Origin of the sequence: uncultured Streptococcus sp. (assembly GCF_963521255.1) — a bacterium.
Taxonomy (GTDB): domain Bacteria; phylum Bacillota; class Bacilli; order Lactobacillales; family Streptococcaceae; genus Streptococcus.
Window position 1 is genome coordinate 118,152 of sequence record NZ_CAUQTU010000001.1, and the last position, 18,149, is coordinate 136,300.

Here is an 18,149-nt window from a genome sequence, read left to right on the forward strand (position 1 = left end):
AATAATGGCGGAGTCACCAGCACATAAATTAGGACAAATAATTGGCGATCTTTTTGAAGAAACTATAAAAGATGTAGTAGAACCAATAACAATACAAAATGGATTGTATTTGGATTATAAAAAAGAACGACATGCAAGAGATATGAAAAAAGAAGTTATAGGAAAAGATCTCTTGGGTAATGATCATAAGTTAGACTATGTTATTGAAAAAGGAGGAACTGAAGAAAATTTTGGGATGTACATTGCATTTATTGAAATCGCCTGGAGAAGGTATGCAAAACATTCTAAGAATAAAGCAGAAGAAATTGGCGATGTGTTAGACGTGATGTATAAAACCTATTCTAATCAGCATCCATTTAAAGGGGCAGTTTTGGCTGGTGTGTTTACCAAACCTTCAATAGCGCAATTGAAGTCTAAAGGGATTACAGTCGCTTATATTGATTATGAAAGTATAGTTGGCTTATTTCAGAATAAGTACCAAATTGATATCCGCTGGGATGAAAAAACAGAAACGGAAAAAATTACTAGAATTTTGAATCAAGTAGAACATTTAATATCTGATAAAAAAGAAACTATAAAGAAAGATATAGTATCCGAAAACCGACAAATTTTTGATGAATTTATATTGGAGTTAAAGAAAAGTATTGAACGGAAAGTGCAAAAGATAATAGTTATACCTTTACATGGTGAATCAAATACTTTTTTTGACAGTTATGAAGCTATAACCTTTTTAAATTCTTATGATGAAATGACTAATCAAAGTTACGGATTCAAATCTTATAAGATATATGTAGAATATAGTGAAAATGTTGGAGAAATTAATGCGAATTTTATAAATAAAAATGATGCCATTGAATTTATACAGAAAATTTCATTCTGATAATGTACTAACATAATATGACACGTATGATAAATGTGCTATTTTAGCCAATTTTGAAATTTGCGTTTAAAGAAACTAAGAGAAGATTGTCCACTATTTCAATAAATTTTTTATACTCCATGAAATAAAGGATCATATAAAACTAGCTAAAAGAAAATATAAAGTTGTTCACAAATTATTTGATTTTTAAAATACTTCATCCCTATCCATTGGTGGATAGGTTTTTTTATTGTTCATTATACGTTTTAAACAATCAATACTAGATCTTAGATGAAACATTGCATGTTTTCTATATTTTTCATCTTGTAAATTCAATAGTTCGTTTAGGTGACTCATAGTATGCCAAATAGCTTTTCTGATGTTTGTTTCTTTTTAATTATTCATGAATCCATTGTATAATAAAATATAATCCAATCTCTTTGATTAAGCTAATTTTCATGAAATTTAAACTATTCGGTTAATAATAAGCTTAATAGTTTTTTGAAGTAATCTATTTAGCACAAAAACTCTAAGCAGGCAGAGCCTGCTAACTCATGACAGAAAAAGAAGTTTAGCTTATAATAAAGATGAACAATACCAATCCGTGGTGTTTAATAGGGCTTTCCCTAGCCTGTATAAAAAACTGGATGAACAAGAGTCATGAGATAACTCGAATATGCCTTGAGCATGAAAATAAAATTACAATTAGCCTCTTGTTCTATTGTTCAAATAGTTAACAGGAGGTTTTTATAATGGAAGTCATGATTGAAACATGTTGTGGTATTGATGTCCACCAAAAATCCATTGTTTGTTGTATTCTATATGGTCCACTAGATACCAATAAACCAAAGAAAATTCAGAAGAAATTTGGGACAACTACTGCAGCTCTTCACAATGCCTTAGATTGGGTGGTAGAAAATCACGTCACACATGTCTTTTTTGAAAGTACTGGGCAATATTGGCTCCCTCTCTTTAATATCTTTTCAGATTCTGATCTCGTCTTGGTACTTGCCAATCCTCAACATATCAAGAATGTGCCTGGTCGAAAAACAGACATGAAGGACGCTGAATGGATTGCTCAACTCGGCCGTTGCGGACTAATTGAACCTTCCTATATTCCAGCACCTGAAGTGGTACAGCTTCGTTTACTGACACGTCGCATGCGTTCTTACAAGCAGCGTCAAACTCAAGTCAAAAATGAAATTCACAATCTCTTACAACGGGCCAATATCAAGCTAACCAGTTATCTTTCTGATATTTTTTCTAAGACGGGACGAGCACTTTTAAAATTATTCATTAACGGAGAAACAATTAATATAGAATCTGTTATCCCTTGTATCCAAAAGCGAGTGAAGGCAAGTCCAGAGGAACTCGTTGAAGCGATGGAAGGAAAGTTGTCACTAGAAGACCGCTTTCTCTTAGACCAGAGCTTAGAGGAATGTCAGATGTATCAGGAACTCATTAAAAAACTGACCGATGAGATTCAACACTACATCGAAAAGGAGCTCCCCTGAGGAAAATAAGATACTTCAAACCATTCCAGGTGTGAATGAAAACTGTGCTACCACTATTCTAGCTGAGATTGGACCAACTGTTACAGCTTTTCCATCCGATGCACACTTAGCATCATGGGCTGGGCTCTGTCCAGGGTCTTATGAAAATGCTGGCATTAAAAAATCCTCACACATCACGCAAGGAAATCGCTATATCAAACAGGCTTTGACCCTGTCGGGATTAATTGCAGTACATTCTAAGAATCCAGCTTTTTCTTCTTTTTACAATCGAATTTCCCAAAGAGGAAGCAAGATGAAAGCCGTCATTGCTTGTGCTTATAAGATTTTCAGAATCATTTACAAACTACTCTCCACCAAGCAGACTTACCAAAAAGAAAAGGCGCTAGAACTGAGGAAACAGTTCTAACGCCAAAACTTAAAAAAATTCAATTACAGTATAGCACAAGAAGTGATTTTTTACTGTCTTTTTTCAAATAAAGAACACCCCGAAAGGTGCTCTTTGTAAGTATAGTAATTCTTTCGAATTAACGTTTACTAAATTGTGATGCTTTACGAGCTTTCTTAAGACCTGGTTTCTTACGTTCAACTTTACGTGAGTCACGTGTAAGAAGTCCTGCGCGTTTCAATGAATCGCGGAAGTCTGGGTCTACTTGAAGAAGGGCACGAGCGATACCGTGACGGATAGCTCCTGATTGACCAGCGTATCCACCACCTACAACGTTAACGAAAACGTCGTATGAACCTGCAGTTGAAGTAACTGCGAATGGTTGGTTGATTACAAGACGAAGGTCAGCGTGTGGGATGTACTCTTCAACATCTTTTTTGTTAACAGTGATTTTACCAGTTCCTGGAACAAGGCGAACGCGTGCAACAGCGTTTTTACGACGTCCAGTACCTGCATATTGTGCTTGTGACATACTTTATTGTTCCTTTCCTTAGATAAGTCCTGAAATGTCAAGAACTTCTGGTTGTTGTGCAGCGTGAGTGTGCTCAGCTCCAACAAATACTTTCAACTTCATACCTTGAGCGCGTCCAAGAGTATTGTGTGGAAGCATACCTTTAACTGATTTCTCGATCAAACGCACTGCATTTTTAGAACGAAGTTCACCAGCAGAGATTTGTTTCAATCCACCTGGGTGGTTTGAGTGAGTGTAGTAGATTTTATCAGTTGCTTTTTTACCAGTCAATTTAACTTTTTCAGCATTGATAACAATCACAAAATCACCTGTATCAGTGTGTGGTGTAAATGTTGGTTTGTTTTTTCCGCGAAGTACGCTAGCAACTACTGCAGAAAGACGTCCAAGCGGTACATCAGTTGCGTCAACTACGTACCATTTACGTTCAACTTGGCCTGGTTTAGCCATAAATGTTGTTTTGTTCATGATTTCTCCTATATATAGTTCGATTTTTGTTTACGGTGATGGGTGTTCCTTCCCATCGAAAAGTATTTGGAAGGTTCCGGGGCCTTTCAAATGGGGTAAACAATACCGCCTACTATAATACCAAATTTCACCCCTAAAAGTCAATAGATATGAAAAATATTTTTCTGAATTCCACTCTTTTTATCTCTAAAAAACCTCGCTTTCGCGAGGCTCTTCTATTTATAAGATAAGGCACGTTTAAAGGTTTTCCAAGGACCTAAATCATCTGTTTGCAGAACGAGACTAGCATACATACGTCCGATAAAGACTGTTGCAGTTACTGCAAAAGCAATCGTAATCGCAAGCGAAATCCAAGCTTCTAAGCCATTTGCATAACCATTTATAGCTCTAAATGGCATGAAGAATGTCGAAATAAAGGGAATATATGAACCAATCTTCAATATGAGATTATCACCAGCTGCACCTAGAGCTGTCACTCCAAAAAAACCACCTATAATCAAAATCATCAAAGGCGACAAGGCTTTTCCTGAGTCCTCAGGACGAGAAACCATAGAACCTAGGAAGGCTGCTAAAACAACGTACATAAAGAGGCTAACCAAGACAAACAATAAGGTGTTGAGCGAGAAAGCCTCTCCTATATGGTTTAAAATACCAGATTGTGCCAAGATTGGTAGGTCTTTAAAGAGAAGAATAGCAGCAAGTCCACCCACGACGTAAATGCCAATATGGGTCAAAATCACAAGAAGCAGAGCTAGCATGCGAGCGTAGAAATAATGACTAGCTCGGATACTAGAGAAGACCACCTCCATAATTTTGGTTCCTTTCTCGCTAGCCACTTCCTGAGCAGTGACACTAGCATAGGTAATCAAAATCATATAAAGGAATAAACCAAGCCCTGCGGCCGCAAAGGTTTGAATCATTTTTTTATTTTCCTTGGATTCATCAATTTTCTCCGTAAAGTTAACTGTTTGTTCCAAGCGTTTTTCCTGTTCTTGTGACAAATTGGCTGCCGAACGATTGAGTTGATCTTGAAGCTCATTTAACTTGCTCGTTACTCCTAGCTTAATAGCAATCTCAAGGGAAGTTTCACCGTGATAAACTGCCTTCAAGACACTATCCTCTTGCTCGATGGTCAGATAGCCTTTTAATTTTTCATCCTTGATAGCAGCTTGAGCACTTGCTTCATCCTGATAATCAAAATTGAGACCATTGGTAGATTTAAGACTGTCTGTCACAGCTGGAACAGTGCTGACTACTGCTATCTTGCCACTCTGAGCCATAGAAGAGCCTTGGAGATAGCCAATTCCTCCAGAGAGACCGATAAACAAGAATGGTGAAATCACCATAAAGAAGAAACTCCACGATTTGACATGTCGAAGATAGGTTTCCTTCATTACAACCCACATATTTCTCATACTTCCACCCCTGATTCTAGTTTAAAGATTTCATCGATTGTTGGCGCTTGCTGGTCAAAGGTTGCGATATATTGCCCTTGAGTCAAGATTGGGAAAAGTTCTCTTCCAGCGCTCTCATCCTCCAAGATCAATTTCCAACTGCCTTGTTTGGTCAAGCTCACCTGTTTGACATGAGGAAGTTTTTCCAATTCTTCCTTGCTTCGTTCACTTGAAACAAAGAGACGCGTTTTTCCGTATTGGTTGCGGACATCCTGAACTGGTCCATGCAAGACCACACGGCCATCTCGGATCATGAGAATATCGTCACAAAGCTCCTCGACATTGGTCATGACATGGTCAGAAAAGATAATGGTTGCCCCACGTTCTTTTTCTTGAAAAATGACTTGCTTGAGCAATTCTGTATTGACCGGGTCCAATCCACTGAAAGGCTCATCCAAGATAATCAAGTCTGGCTCATGAATCAGAGTAATAATGAGCTGAATCTTCTGCTGATTTCCTTTTGACAAACTCTTAATTTTATCTGTCAGCTTTCCTTTCACTTCCAACCTCTTCATCCATTGAGGGAGTTTTTCCTTGATTTCCTTAGCATCCATACCCTTTAGAGTCGCCAAGTAACGAACTTGTTCAAGGACTGTCAATTTAGGCATGAGACTGCGTTCTTCAGGCAGATAGCCAATCCGAGCATAGGTCTCCTGACGAATATCCTGACCATCTAGACTGATTTCTCCTTGATATTCTAAAAACTTCAAAATACTGTGGAAAATCGTTGTCTTCCCAGCACCGTTTTTCCCGACTAGTCCCAAAATACGACCTGGTCGTGCTTGAAAGTCAATACCAAACAAAACTTGCTTGGATCCAAAACTTTTCTCGAGACTTCTTACTTCTAGCATCTTTCACCTCCGAAATGTCTTGCACTCATTATACTCCTTTTTGATAGCCTTTACAATGACTTCTGTCCATTTTTATCATCCTCATTTTAGTAAAAAATCTTGGGGTACTTTGAGTTATGAGTACATTATACAGTAGCAAACTTAATTTATCCACTCTGCTCCTCAACTGTCTATTTTTGATCCTGAATTGTTATTTGAAAAGCAAAAATCCATCCCGAAGGATGGATTGATACTTTAACGCACTTCTGCATTGACTTTTTCTTCAAGTGATTCTTGGATTTTTTCCATGTAGCGTGCGACTTCTTCATCCGTTAAGCTATCTTCCGGATTTTGGAAAGTCAAGCTATAAGCCATTGACTTCATACCAAGTCCCAATTTTTCGCCTGAGAAAACGTCAAAGAGTTTGATATCTGTCAAACGTTTCACGCCGGCAGCTTGGATAGCATCTACAACTTCTTGGTGAGTCACTTCTGCCTTGAGGAGAAGGGAAACGTCACGGCTGACTGCTGGGAATTTGGTAATTTCCACAAATGGATTAGCAGGTTGAAGCGCAGTTTCGATGGCTGAAAGGTTGAGCTCCGCTACATACGTTTCTGGAATATCGTAAGCCTTAGCAGTAACCGGATGCACTTGGCCAAGGAAACCCAGAACTTGGTCACCGAGTGAAATCATAGCTGTACGGCCTGGGTGAAGGCTAGCGATTTCAGATGTTGCTGTATAAGTTACTTGGAGTCCCAAACGAGCAAAGAGGGCTTCAAGGATTCCCTTAGCATAGAAGAAATCAACTGGAACTGCTGCTGTTTGGAAATCTTTTTCTGCAACCAAGCCTGTCAAGGCAAAGGCAAAGCTGTTGATTTCATTTGGAAGTTCTTCTTTTGGATTACCTGTTTGTTCAAAGACTTTTCCAATCTCGTAAAGGGCCAAGTTTTTATTCTTACGAGCTACGTTATAAGCCACCGTATCAAGGATACCAGAAATCATATTTTGACGGAGGACAGAACGGTCCACTGTCATTGGCCACATGAGTTCCGTAAGGTTACTTGGTTGAGCCGTAAACTCAACTGCTTTTTCAGGAGTTGTTAGAGCATAGGTGATGATTTCTGTCAAACCTGCTCCTTCAGCAATAGTACGAACTTGACGGCGGAGTTTTTGTGTAGCTGTCAATTCACCAGCTGTCCCATCGTCTTTTGGAAGGCTGGTTGGCAAGCGGTCATAACCATAGATACGAGCGATTTCTTCAAAGAGGTCCGCTTCGATGGTGATATCCCAACGGCGACGTGGGACGCTGACTGTAAAGCTGTCTGCATTCCCAGAAAGACCAAAGCCAAGACGACGGAAGACGTCTTCTACATCCGCATAAGAAAGTTCTGTACCAAGGACACGGTTAACATCAGTAAGAGTTGAAGAAACTTCCACATCAGAGGTATCAAGATCACCCGCTGAAACGATGCCTTTACGCACCGTCGCACCTGCAAGTTCTGCAATCATACTAGCTGCCGCATCAAGAGCTTCGTTAACAGTTGCCACATTGATACCTTTTTCAAAGCGAGAAGATGACTCAGAACGAAGGTTAAGACGACCGCTGGTCTTACGGATTGATTTTCCGTTGAAGACTGCAGCTTCAAGGACGATACGACTAGATTTCTCAGAGATTTCTGTTGCTTGACCGCCCATGACACCTGCAAGGGCTACTGGCTTGTCTGCGACAGTGATAATTAAGTCATTCCCGTCCAAGTCACGTTCTTCACCATCTAAAGTCACCAATTTTTCACCAGCACGCGCTTCACGTACACGGATGTCAGTCCCTTCAAAGGTATCCAAGTCAAAGGCATGCATCGGTTGACCAAAGTAGAGTAGGATGTAGTTGGTCACGTCCACTACGTTATTGATGGGACGGATTCCTTCGTTCATGAGAAGGTTTTGCAACCATTGTGGACTTGGTGCGATAGTCACATTGTCCAAGATACGAGCTGCATAGTAAGGCGCCTTGTCTGTCTCAATGCCCACAGAAAGAGCATCTGCTGCAGCTTGGTCAGTTTCTGTTAAACTAAATTCTTTAAAATTGACCGCCTTGTCATAGATGGCTGCAACTTCGTGAGCTACTCCACGCATAGAAAGAGCGTCCGCACGGTTTGGTGTGATTGAAAGTTCGATGATTTCATCATCCAAGTCTAGATATGAGAAGACTTCATCCCCAGGAACGGCATTTTCTGGCAAGATTTGGATGCCATCTGCGAATTCCTTAGGTACAACTGAGTCAGAAATTCCCAATTCACCAAGTGAACAGATCATCCCAAGTGACTCAAGACCGCGGATTTTCCCTTTTTTGATCTTGTAATTGTCAGCGATGCGAGCTCCTGGAAGAGCCACCATAACCTTGATACCAGCACGCACATTTGGGGCACCACAAACGATTTGACGGGCTTCTTCTTCGCCAACGTTAACCTGACAAACATGGAGGTGAGTTTCTGGCACATCTTCGCAAGACAAGACCTCACCGACGACAATTTTTGATAGACCAGCAGCAGGTGATTCGACACCTTCTACCTCGATCCCTGTAGTTGACATTTTTTCAGCCAACTCTTGTGATGGCACATCAATGTCCACCAATTCTTTTAACCATTTATAAGATACAAGCATAATTCTGATTGTAAGATCCTACCAAGTAAGACCTTTTCAATTCCTTTCTTTTTCTTCGAGTCAGCCCTTACCATTTACCTGACTAGGACTGTATTACATGTTTCAATCTTATTTAAACTGTTCTGAGAAGCGGACATCTCCTTGGTAGAAGCCACGGATATCGTTGATTCCGTAACGAAGCATAGCTACACGTTCTTGTCCAAGACCAAAGGCAAATCCAGAGTAAACAGTCGCATCGATACCACTCATTTCAAGGACACGTGGGTGAACCATACCGGCCCCCATAATTTCGATCCAACCTGTTTTCTTACATACGTTACAGCCTTCTCCACCACACTTGAAGCAAGAAACATCCACCTCAACAGATGGCTCTGTGAATGGGAAGTAAGATGGACGCAGACGAATTTGACGCTCTTCACCAAACATTTTTTGGACAATCAATTGAAGCGTTCCTTGAAGGTCAGCCATAGAGATATTTTTCCCAACAACCAAGCCTTCGATTTGGTGGAACTGGTGACTGTGGGTCGCATCATCCGTATCACGGCGGAACACACGCCCTGGTGAGATCATTTTCAAAGGACCTTTAGAAAAATCATGAGCATCCATAGCACGCGCCTGAACAGGAGACGTGTGAGTACGAAGCAAGATTTCTTCTGTGATGTAGAAAGTGTCCTGCATATCACGGGCTGGGTGATCTTTTGGAAGATTCATACGCTCAAAGTTGTAGTAGTCTTGCTCCACTTCAAAACCATCAACGACTTGGTAACCCATACCGATGAAGATATCTTCGATTTCTTCACTGGTTTGTGTGAGAACGTGACGGTGACCAGTCGCAACTGGGCGACCTGGAAGTGTCACATCGATACTCTCGCTAGCTAATTGAGCTGCGACTTTCTTTTCTTCCAAAAGCTTAGCTGTTTCTTCAAAGGCAGCTGTCAAAACATCGCGCGCTTCATTGACGTGTTTCCCGATAATTGGACGCATCTCAGCAGAGACATCTTTCATCCCTTTGAGGATTTCAGTAAGTGAACCTTTTTTACCAAGGACAGAGACACGCAAGTCTTGCATCTCTTTTTCATTTTCAGCAGTAATCTGCTTCAAGCTAGCCAGCGTTTCTTCACGAAGCGCTTTTAATTGTTCTTCAATAGTTGACATAATTCCTCCATCAGTCTCTCGTAGATAAAAAGAAAACCACATGCCAAAAACTCCACTCGGAGCGTTGACACGCGGTACCATCCGTTTTCATCTGACAAGTCAGACCTTCATTTCTAAATCCATACGCAAGTGAATTCGCCCAGCTTTCATATAGAGAGCTTGCAGTCACGGCTCTCCTCCCTGATATACTTCCCTTGAGTTACTAGTCTTGCAGATTTCTATTCAATTACTACTTAGTTTATCAGATTTTTAGTTAAAAAACAAGTTAGATTAGACTAATTTCAGTATAAAACTCGTTCCTTTTTCTGTTGCTCCATCTTCCACAAATCCAAGAGACTTGAAACACCTCCTAGAAGCATGATTGTAGGTGTAGATTTCCTTGACTCTCAATTCTTTCCGTCCTTTTACTCGAGCCAATTCAATCAAAGTACTTAGAATCTTTTTCCCAAGTCCTCGATGTTGGTAAGCGGGATTCCCAATCACAATGGGGAGATTATCCTGAGATAGTGTAACATCCCCAATTGGAAACCATTCTCCCTTCTCCTTGACTTCAATCCAAAAAAGCTCACCATGCTGATCCAAATAGGAATACATAGCTTCCAAGGTCGCTGGACTGTAAGGTCTCTTCACACCATCTACGAGGTAAACCAAGTTCACATCCTGATACCAAGCAAAAGCTTCCTCACAATGATTGACCTTATAATAAGGAACAAGACGCAGTGCATTATCTATTTGTAGGGTCTGTTTCATCTGCTTTCCTTTTCAATAAGAGAGTTGCTGCTTGATTAAAACCCTCACACCAGTTATACCATTTTGCTTTATACTCATCTTGAGGTAAGATATGATTTTTTAAATCCAGAACAGAGTAAATCTTTCTTTCCTCACAAGCTTGCGCATAGAGATGATATAGTTCATCACCGCCGTCTCTATCAAACTCAACAGAAATCGTATCTTGACCTACCAATAAAGCATGATAAGCCCTGTGATGCCCATCTGTAATCAGCAAGTAATCTCCAAAGGCAAGAATACTGATTGGATAGACTTGGATTGTTTCTGCCGACTGGTAAAGCCTCTGAATACCTTGTAACTTCTTCTCTGATAGGTAGAGTTGAGTTGGATGAAGATCTTTTATATTGACTTTCATTTCTTTCTCCTCAAGAGATTTTGATACTCACTTCTGCTTGCCTTTAAATCGCCATTGGAAGCGGAGCTTGTCATAGAAGGGAAATTCGATAAACAGGATTCCCAAGCCCACACAGAGACTGGCAAGGACGTCTGATGGATAGTGAACTCCCAGATAGACCCTTGATACCAACACACTGACTAAGTAAAGGCCAAGGACGATTTGTACGATTTTTCTCCAGACTGGATTTTTCATCCGTTGACTGAGAATGACAATCAGAGAACCGACCATCAAGGTTACAGCCAGAGAATGGCCACTTGGAAAGGAAAATCCCTTCTCCTCAACCAAGTGTAAAATAGCTGGTCGTGGGCGCTGGTAAATATTTTTAAAGGTCACGATTAAAAGACCTGCCAAAGCCAGATTTCCCAGCATGAAGAAACTTTCTCTTTCTATCTTCCATTTCTTACGATAAAAGACAAAAGCTGTAATGACAACCCAAGTGATAATCACTGGAATATCAATCAAGCGTGTGATGGCTCGGAAAAGAATAGTCAAGTAATCTGGCAAGTCTCCTCGAACGGCAGTCTGAATCGGTTGGTCAAAACCGACCAGCGTTTCAGGGTAAAATTTGACCATGTAGCCAAGAATAACGAAAAGTAAAAGGGCAAAACTGCCCTTCATTAAAAATGTTTGTTTATCTTTCATAATGTTTTAAGGTTGGTTTCAAGAGAACATACAACAACCAGAATGAAACGGAAAAGATTACTCCTTCAATCAAGTTAAAAGGCAACACCATAGTCATTAGGTAGTTGGAAAGTCCCAAAATTTTTCCAATATCAAAGTTAGCAAACTTAGCGTACAAAGGAACAGCGTAAACATAGTTGAGAACCAACATAGCCACAGTTAAACCAATAGTCCCAGCTAGAGAGCCCAGTAGGAAACGAAGAGTTGTCCGTTCCTTTTTCCAAATCAAAGCAAATACGATGACAAAAACTCCCAAAGCTACGATATTCATTGGCAAACCAATATAAGTATTCACTCCCTGGCTGTTAAGAAGCAATTTCAAGAGTGAGCGAAGCAAGAGGACTCCTAGAGCAGCAGGCAAATCCATGACCACCAAGCCCACAAGGACTGGCAAGATACTAAATTCGATCTTGAGGAAGGACGCCGCTGGTAAAAGCGGAAAGTCAAAGTACATCAGCACAAATGAGATGGCTGATAAAATCGCAATGGTCGAAAGTCGACGTGTGTTTGTCATAACAGGTTCCTCCAATTTTCTATAAAATCAGAAGAAGTTAGAAAGGATCCCTCTATCTATTCTCACTTTTTATATCCCAAAAGTTCCCTCTCACTCTATTAAGTAAATTCAAGCAAGCGGTTACAGTTTAGCTATAAATCCATCAGAACAGACAAAGCTATTCTTTCGTCTTCTCCCATCCAGACTATACTGTCGGTTGTGGAATCTCACCACATCAGCTTGCGCTCGCGGACTTATTTGGCTAAGATATTTTAGATTTATCTAGGCGTCGCAGTCGAAGATAATACTTAAGTATATCGAGACAAGACAACGACGAGAAAGCTAAAATAGCTAGTCAAATTTACCGCCGGTCGGGAATCACACCCTGCCCTGAAGACTCTTTTATCATAACAAAAAACGCTTGCAAGCGCAAGCATTTTGTTCATTTTCATTTTTTATTTCAATTTATCCACTTCATAGGTATGAACGAGCTCAAGACCTGCAAAGTTCTGCTGGCGGAGGGCTTCGTAGACAATCATGCAGACAGTATTAGACACATTGAGACTGCGGACATGTTCATCATTCATGGGAATACGGAGAGCTTTCTCAGGATGTTCTCGCATAAAGTCCTCAGGCAAGCCCTTGTCTTCACGTCCAAAGAGAAAATAATGGTCTTCATCAGTCGATAAATCCACCTCAGAATACACTTTCTCAGCAAATTTTGAGATCAGATAGAGTTTACCCTTCATCTGAGACATGAAATCCTCCAAACTCTCGTAAAAATAAATCTCTAGCTTATCCCAATAATCCAATCCAGCTCGCTTCATCTTGCGGTCGTCAATAGGAAAGCCCATAGGCTTGATGATGTGGAGGGGAGAATTGGTTGCAGCGCAAGTACGCGCGATATTGCCTGTATTTTGTGGAATTTGAGGTTCAAATAATACAATGTGATTTGTCATGACTTGCTTCCTTTTACCATTGCAAAAAAATAGCCACACTGCCCGGAGTCAAGCTCAGCAAACAGCGTGGTTAAGGCATCGTTAACTTACCTCACAACAGGTTTGAAGTAAATCAGCGAAACTACTTTCTTAGTATAACACTTTCAGAATCATTGTCAATAGAAACGACTTGATTTTTTCAATTTTTTCAAACTATTTCCAAGGGTTTCTAGGAGAAAGTTCTTAAATATCTGCAAAAATTGCTTACTCTTTTATACCTATCTGTGGACTGGGAATGATGATATTATGACCTCGTTATCTCAAATACTGCTGTATGAACCCACTCATTATGAATTTGTAAGTCATTTTCTATAACCCTACTAAAGGTAAAGCCATTTTTTAAAAGCACTCTCTGGGAGGCCAGATTGTCCGTTGCCGTCCCTGCGATAATCCTATGTAAACCATAAGTAGTAAAGGCTTTTTCTAAAACGAGTTTAACCGCTTCGCTTGCATATTCTAAATTAGTAACATTTTCTCCAATCCTATATCCAAGTTCTGCTGTTTTTCGATTATTCTCTAAAACACTTAAATTGATTCTTCCAACCATAACGCCTTGTGTATCTCTAATAAGATGCATGTAGACATCACGATTCTCTTGTTCCCTTAACAATTCCCTTGTAATTTCTTTAAAACCTTCTAAATCAAAATAGTTAGCTAGTCTAGGAGGTAAATTCCGCTCAAAATACTCTCGATTCTCTTTTTCAAAAAAATAGACGTCTAAACTATTTTCTTCAGACAACAGCTCTAAACTTATCATCGTAAATCATCTCCCGTCATTATATACATTCAACATTTTCCCATGTTTACACAAAATGAAATTAACACGATTTAAATTAAATACTTTTACTATTTTATATCGTCTCTACATTATGACACTGAACTTAGTTGAAAATGATTATACTTGAATAACTTTAATTTTGTAGTGTAAATTCTACTATAAAGTATACAAACTAATTCATATTTTGTCAAAAAGTTTCAAGCATACAATTATTAACTTTATTTCTCATACAATCTATCAATAAAAAGTTATAGAATAATTTCTCTTTACTTATCTAATGAAAACTTTGACAATACTATTTCCAAGGGTTGTAAAATCGTCCCTGATTCTGCAAGATAAGTAGTAAACTAGCTACTAAAAACAAGGCTGCCAAGAACAAGGTAAGATAGTCTCCTTTTTTCAATGCCTGATAACTATACCAAGTGCGTTTTTTCTCTTTCCCAAAGCGTCGAAGCTCCATGGCGGTCGCAATGGTATCAATGCGTTCCAAGGAACTGAAAATCAAGGGAGTGATAATGCGCAGATTCCCTTTGATTCGTTTCATAAGAGAAGCTTTCTTGGATAATTCCATCCCACGTGCTTCCTGCGACATCTTGATAGTAAAGAATTCTTCCTGCAAATCTGGAATATAGCGCAAAGTCAGGCTGACTGAATAGGCAATCTTGTAAGGTACACTAATTTGATTTAAACTGGAAGCAAACTGACTAGGGTGGGTTGTCATCAAAAAGATAATAGCCAGAGGAATGGTGCAAAGGTACTTAATGGCCAGATTTAGCAGATAAAAGAGTTCTTGACTGGTCAGAGTGTAGGCACCGATTCCCTGCCAAATCACATTTCTCTCTCCGTAAAGTCCAACCCCATACTCGGGAGAAAAAAGATAGACCATCAAGACGTTTAAAACGGCAAATACCGTCGCAAAAACGGCTACAAAGGAAACATCTTTAAAATGGATTTCTGACAAATAGAGGAGAAAGACCGAAAAGATGGCAATCAGAACAAGCAGTCTGGTATCATAGCTAATCATGGCAGCCAATGACACGAGAATGAAAAAGAGGAGTTTCCCAGCTCCTGACAAGCGATGAATCACAGTATCTCTATGCTGGTAACCAATTAATTTTGCTTGCATCCTTCTCTCCTTTCTTTGTAAAATGCCGTTAAAGCAAGTGGATCCACGTCTAGTTTTTTAGCCAAGTTGAAGATTGAAGTTTCTTTTAGATTGGCTTTTACTAACAGCTCAGGATTGCTCAACAGACTAGCTGGATCGGTATCGGCAATCAGCTCCCCATCCACCATGACAAGAGCTCGGTCTGAATAATCCAGCATCAATTGCATATCATGAGTAATCATGACAATGGTATGTCCTTTTTGATGCAGTTCTTCGAGAAATTCCATAATCTCAGTATAGTTCTTCTGGTCTTGACCCGCAGTCGGTTCATCTAAGAGGATAATTTCAGCCCCCAAGACCAAAATTGAAGCAATAGTAACACGTTTTTTCTGACCAAATGACAGGGCAGAAATAGGCCAATTACGGAATTCATAGAGACCACAGATTTTCAAGGTTTCATAGACTCTCGTTTCAATTTCCTGCTCGTCTATACCTCTTAAACGAAGTCCCAGAGCCACCTCATCAAAAATCATATTGCTTGAAATCATTTGATTGGGATTTTGCAGTACATAGCCTACTCGTTCCGCCCGCTCTGCAACAGAATCTCCTTTTATATCCTGGCCTTCCCAAAGGTAGCGACCTTCCGTCTGGATAAAGCTACTTAAGGCCTTGGCTAGAGTTGACTTCCCTACTCCATTTTTCCCGACAATGGCAATCTTTTCACCCTTTTTAATATCTAACTGAATGGATTTTAAAATCGGTCTATCATCATAAGAAAACGACACGTCCTCTAATTTAAAGAGTGACTGCAATTCTGGTGTTTCTTTTACCAGTTCCGTCCGCAACTGAACCTGACCTTTTGAGATAGATAATTCATCCAAATTCGCTAACGATTCTTCCTCCTTTAAATCCACACCCAATTGACGTAAAGTTGTTAGATAAAGGGGTTCTCGGATTCCATTTTGAGTCAATAAATCAGTCGCCAGTAGCTGGTCAGGTCCACCATTAAATAGGATACGACCATCGTTTATCAAGACAATCCGATCCACAGGGCGATGCAGAACATCCTCCAAACGGTGCTCGATAATCAGAGTCGTCGTTCCCTCCTCCTTGTGAATCTGATCAATCAATTCGATAATATCCTGACCTGACTTGGGATCCAGATTAGCGAGTGGCTCATCAAACAAGAGAATCGGACTTTCATCAATCAAGACACCAGCTAGACTAACTCGCTGCTTTTGTCCACCAGACAAATCCTGAGGACGCTGATTCAGTAAAGAAAGAAGGTCTAGCTTTTCAGCCCATTTATGAACACGACTTTTCATGTCATCTAGAGCTGTTACATCATTTTCCAGAGCAAAAGCCAAATCCTCTGCCACGGACAAACCGATAAACTGCCCATCTGTATCCTGCAAAACCGTGCTAACCAGATGAGATTTATCGTAGATGCTCATATCAAAGGCTGCTTGCCCTTTGATCAAAAATTCTCCAGACATCTGCCCCTTGTAAATATTGGGAATAATCCCATTCAAACACTGACCCAAGGTAGACTTGCCTGACCCAGATGGCCCAACAATTAAGACTTTCTCTCCCTTGTAAATGGTCAAGTCCATCCCTTGCAAGGTCGGTTCTTGTTGCGTTTCATACTGGAAAGAGAAATTCTTCCACTCAATTATAGCTTCTTTCATTTCATGTCTCTTCATTCGTTTCTTCTACTCAATGAAAATCAAAGAGCAAACCAGGAAGTTAGCCGTAGGTTGCTCAAAACACTGTTTTGAGGTTGCAGATAGAGCTGCCGCGGTTTGAAGAGATTTTCGCAGAGTATTAGACTTCTATTTTATCATAAATCTACCCCTTCTTGCAGTCTCTTCTCATAAAATCTTAGCGTCAAAAAGAGGCCTAGCCTAGCTTGCTTGCCTAATTAATCAATAAACATCGAAAAAGACTGGTTACCCAGCCTTTTCCTTTATGTTAATCCTTTTTCAAACTTCCTGAACGAGTCTGTGTACGTGAATAAGCTATCAAAAGAAGGGTACCTGCGATAGCTACAGTTACAGCGTTAGCAATACCTGCAACAATCCCTTGGGCAAATACTTTTTCAGCTGCTTCTTGATAAATCACAACATCTCCAAGTGGTGCCAAGACACCCCAAACAAGGGCATTTGCAACAATCTGAATGAGGTTAAAGAAAACAATATCCTTCAATTCAAAAACACCCTGTGTTACTCGAATGTATTTTCTAAAGAGACCTACAGCTAGACCAAAGAGACCACTAGCAATAATCCAAGTCCACCAAAGACCGTAACCTGCAATGGAATCCTTAATAGCATGTCCTACTAAACCAACAAGTAATCCCACTAGAGGGCCAAAAATGATAGACAAGAGGCTCTGTACCGCATACTGAAGCTGGATGCTTGTATTTGGAACAGGGGTCGGAATGCTGATCATTCCGATAACAACAAAGAGCGCAGCTCCAACACCGATAGCAACAACTTGTTTAATTGATTGATTTTTCATCTATATTCTCCTATTTTATGATTCTATTTTCTTTATTTCAATGGTCCAAGATGAACCGACGCCCACATTATAAGCCTTGGCAAAGGAACCTTGGTTGATAGGCAGACCTAAACGATAGAGGGAGTTGATGTAAAGGATGGGTTGCCCAGTTCTCACATCTGCAAATGATTTGCCATAAATAACCTGATTTTGATAGACCAGCATATATGCATGATAGATAGTCACTTCAAAACGGTCACCAAAGTCTGGTTCCAGCTTGTAAAATTCTTCTCGCGTGATAGAGGTCCAAAGCAAACCAAAACGCACATCTAGAATATCAATAGCTCCCCTCAAAAATATTATAAGGAGTGATATCGTGCGTCAAGTGATGAATTTTTAAGGTTGGAGATTCTTCTAAAGCCACTCCAATCATAGCCGATACCGCACCATCAACCAGACCAAAGTCTGATTGTAATACCAGTAAATTATTATTCATTTTATCTCCTTGTATATCCTTTATCATACCATATTTCAGAGAAAGGTGCTAATAGCTATTT

At 39.9% G+C, this 18,149-nt stretch carries 18 protein-coding genes, 1 pseudogene and 1 riboswitch; of the genes and pseudogenes, 3 read left to right on the forward strand and 16 right to left on the reverse strand.

Going from position 1 to position 18,149, the window contains the following annotated elements; genetic code table 11:
• Positions 1-4: 4 nt before the first annotated feature.
• The 3 genes from RWP09_RS00565 (at position 5) to RWP09_RS00575 (ending at position 2,779) form a co-directional block, all read left to right on the forward strand.
• Positions 5-880: a hypothetical protein gene (locus RWP09_RS00565; RefSeq protein WP_314432821.1), complete on the forward strand. Its 876-nt coding sequence runs from the start codon at positions 5-7 to the stop codon at positions 878-880.
• Positions 881-1,611: 731 nt separating this feature from the next.
• Positions 1,612-2,373: an IS110 family transposase gene (locus RWP09_RS00570; protein ID WP_314432822.1), complete on the forward strand. Its 762-nt coding sequence runs from the start codon at positions 1,612-1,614 to the stop codon at positions 2,371-2,373.
• Positions 2,336-2,779: a transposase gene (locus RWP09_RS00575; protein WP_314432823.1), complete on the forward strand. Its 444-nt coding sequence runs from the start codon at positions 2,336-2,338 to the stop codon at positions 2,777-2,779. The genes RWP09_RS00570 and RWP09_RS00575 overlap by 38 nt, the downstream gene beginning before the upstream one ends.
• A 118-nt stretch (positions 2,780-2,897) precedes the next feature.
• Here RWP09_RS00575 and rpsI read toward each other — a convergent pair whose 3' ends face one another.
• The 16 genes and pseudogenes from rpsI to RWP09_RS00655 form a co-directional block, all read right to left on the reverse strand.
• On the reverse strand, positions 2,898-3,290 hold the full coding sequence (rpsI, locus tag RWP09_RS00580) for a 30S ribosomal protein S9 (RefSeq protein ID WP_000075964.1): 393 nt from the start codon (positions 3,288-3,290) through the stop codon (positions 2,898-2,900).
• An 18-nt stretch (positions 3,291-3,308) separates the two neighbouring features.
• Positions 3,309-3,755 (reverse strand): 50S ribosomal protein L13, encoded by a 447-nt coding sequence (rplM, locus tag RWP09_RS00585; RefSeq protein ID WP_001044624.1) that lies wholly within the window; start codon positions 3,753-3,755, stop codon positions 3,309-3,311.
• A 215-nt stretch (positions 3,756-3,970) separates the two neighbouring features.
• Positions 3,971-5,170, reverse strand: coding sequence for an ABC transporter permease (locus RWP09_RS00590; protein WP_033689383.1), 1,200 nt, complete (start codon positions 5,168-5,170; stop codon positions 3,971-3,973).
• Positions 5,167-6,060, reverse strand: a complete 894-nt coding sequence (locus RWP09_RS00595) for an ABC transporter ATP-binding protein (protein WP_049533850.1) — start codon at positions 6,058-6,060, stop codon at positions 5,167-5,169. The genes RWP09_RS00590 and RWP09_RS00595 overlap by 4 nt, the downstream gene beginning before the upstream one ends.
• 234 nt (positions 6,061-6,294) lie before the next feature.
• Positions 6,295-8,700 carry a phenylalanine--tRNA ligase subunit beta gene (pheT, locus tag RWP09_RS00600; RefSeq protein ID WP_314432824.1) on the reverse strand — a complete coding sequence of 802 codons (2,406 nt, stop codon included), beginning with the start codon at positions 8,698-8,700 and terminating at the stop codon, positions 6,295-6,297.
• A gap of 108 nt (positions 8,701-8,808) precedes the next feature.
• Positions 8,809-9,855, reverse strand: a complete 1,047-nt coding sequence (gene pheS, locus RWP09_RS00605) for a phenylalanine--tRNA ligase subunit alpha (RefSeq protein WP_000103743.1) — start codon at positions 9,853-9,855, stop codon at positions 8,809-8,811.
• Between the two features lie 270 nt (positions 9,856-10,125).
• A complete protein-coding gene (locus RWP09_RS00610) occupies positions 10,126-10,575 on the reverse strand; it encodes a GNAT family N-acetyltransferase (protein ID WP_314433463.1) in 450 nt (149 codons plus the stop codon).
• A 4-nt stretch (positions 10,576-10,579) separates the two neighbouring features.
• Positions 10,580-10,999: a chromosome partitioning protein ParB gene (locus RWP09_RS00615; protein WP_314432825.1), complete on the reverse strand. Its 420-nt coding sequence runs from the start codon at positions 10,997-10,999 to the stop codon at positions 10,580-10,582.
• 27 nt (positions 11,000-11,026) lie between these two features.
• Entirely contained in the window at positions 11,027-11,683 is a 657-nt protein-coding gene (locus RWP09_RS00620) for a phosphatase PAP2 family protein (RefSeq protein WP_314432826.1), read from the reverse strand.
• Complete coding sequence (locus RWP09_RS00625) at positions 11,673-12,236, reverse strand: ECF transporter S component (protein WP_000185834.1); 564 nt, start codon at positions 12,234-12,236, stop codon at positions 11,673-11,675. Before RWP09_RS00625 ends, RWP09_RS00620 begins: the two co-directional genes overlap by 11 nt.
• A 163-nt stretch (positions 12,237-12,399) precedes the next feature.
• Positions 12,400-12,617: riboswitch (FMN riboswitch) on the reverse strand.
• A gap of 53 nt (positions 12,618-12,670) precedes the next feature.
• Positions 12,671-13,174 carry a tRNA (cytidine(34)-2'-O)-methyltransferase gene (locus RWP09_RS00630; RefSeq protein WP_000181388.1) on the reverse strand — a complete coding sequence of 168 codons (504 nt, stop codon included), beginning with the start codon at positions 13,172-13,174 and terminating at the stop codon, positions 12,671-12,673.
• Between the two features lie 283 nt (positions 13,175-13,457).
• Positions 13,458-13,970: a GNAT family N-acetyltransferase gene (locus tag RWP09_RS00635; RefSeq protein ID WP_314432827.1), complete on the reverse strand. Its 513-nt coding sequence runs from the start codon at positions 13,968-13,970 to the stop codon at positions 13,458-13,460.
• Between the two features lie 316 nt (positions 13,971-14,286).
• Complete coding sequence (locus RWP09_RS00640; RefSeq protein ID WP_314432828.1) at positions 14,287-15,117, reverse strand: energy-coupling factor transporter transmembrane component T; 831 nt, start codon at positions 15,115-15,117, stop codon at positions 14,287-14,289.
• On the reverse strand, positions 15,102-16,784 hold the full coding sequence (locus tag RWP09_RS00645; protein ID WP_314433465.1) for an ABC transporter ATP-binding protein: 1,683 nt from the start codon (positions 16,782-16,784) through the stop codon (positions 15,102-15,104). The genes RWP09_RS00640 and RWP09_RS00645 overlap by 16 nt, the downstream gene beginning before the upstream one ends.
• A 283-nt stretch (positions 16,785-17,067) precedes the next feature.
• Positions 17,068-17,613: an ECF-type riboflavin transporter substrate-binding protein gene (locus tag RWP09_RS00650; RefSeq protein ID WP_314432829.1), complete on the reverse strand. Its 546-nt coding sequence runs from the start codon at positions 17,611-17,613 to the stop codon at positions 17,068-17,070.
• Between the two features lie 15 nt (positions 17,614-17,628).
• Positions 17,629-18,088 (reverse strand): annotated as a pseudogene (locus tag RWP09_RS00655) (SAM-dependent chlorinase/fluorinase).
• Positions 18,089-18,149: the final 61 nt, after the last annotated feature.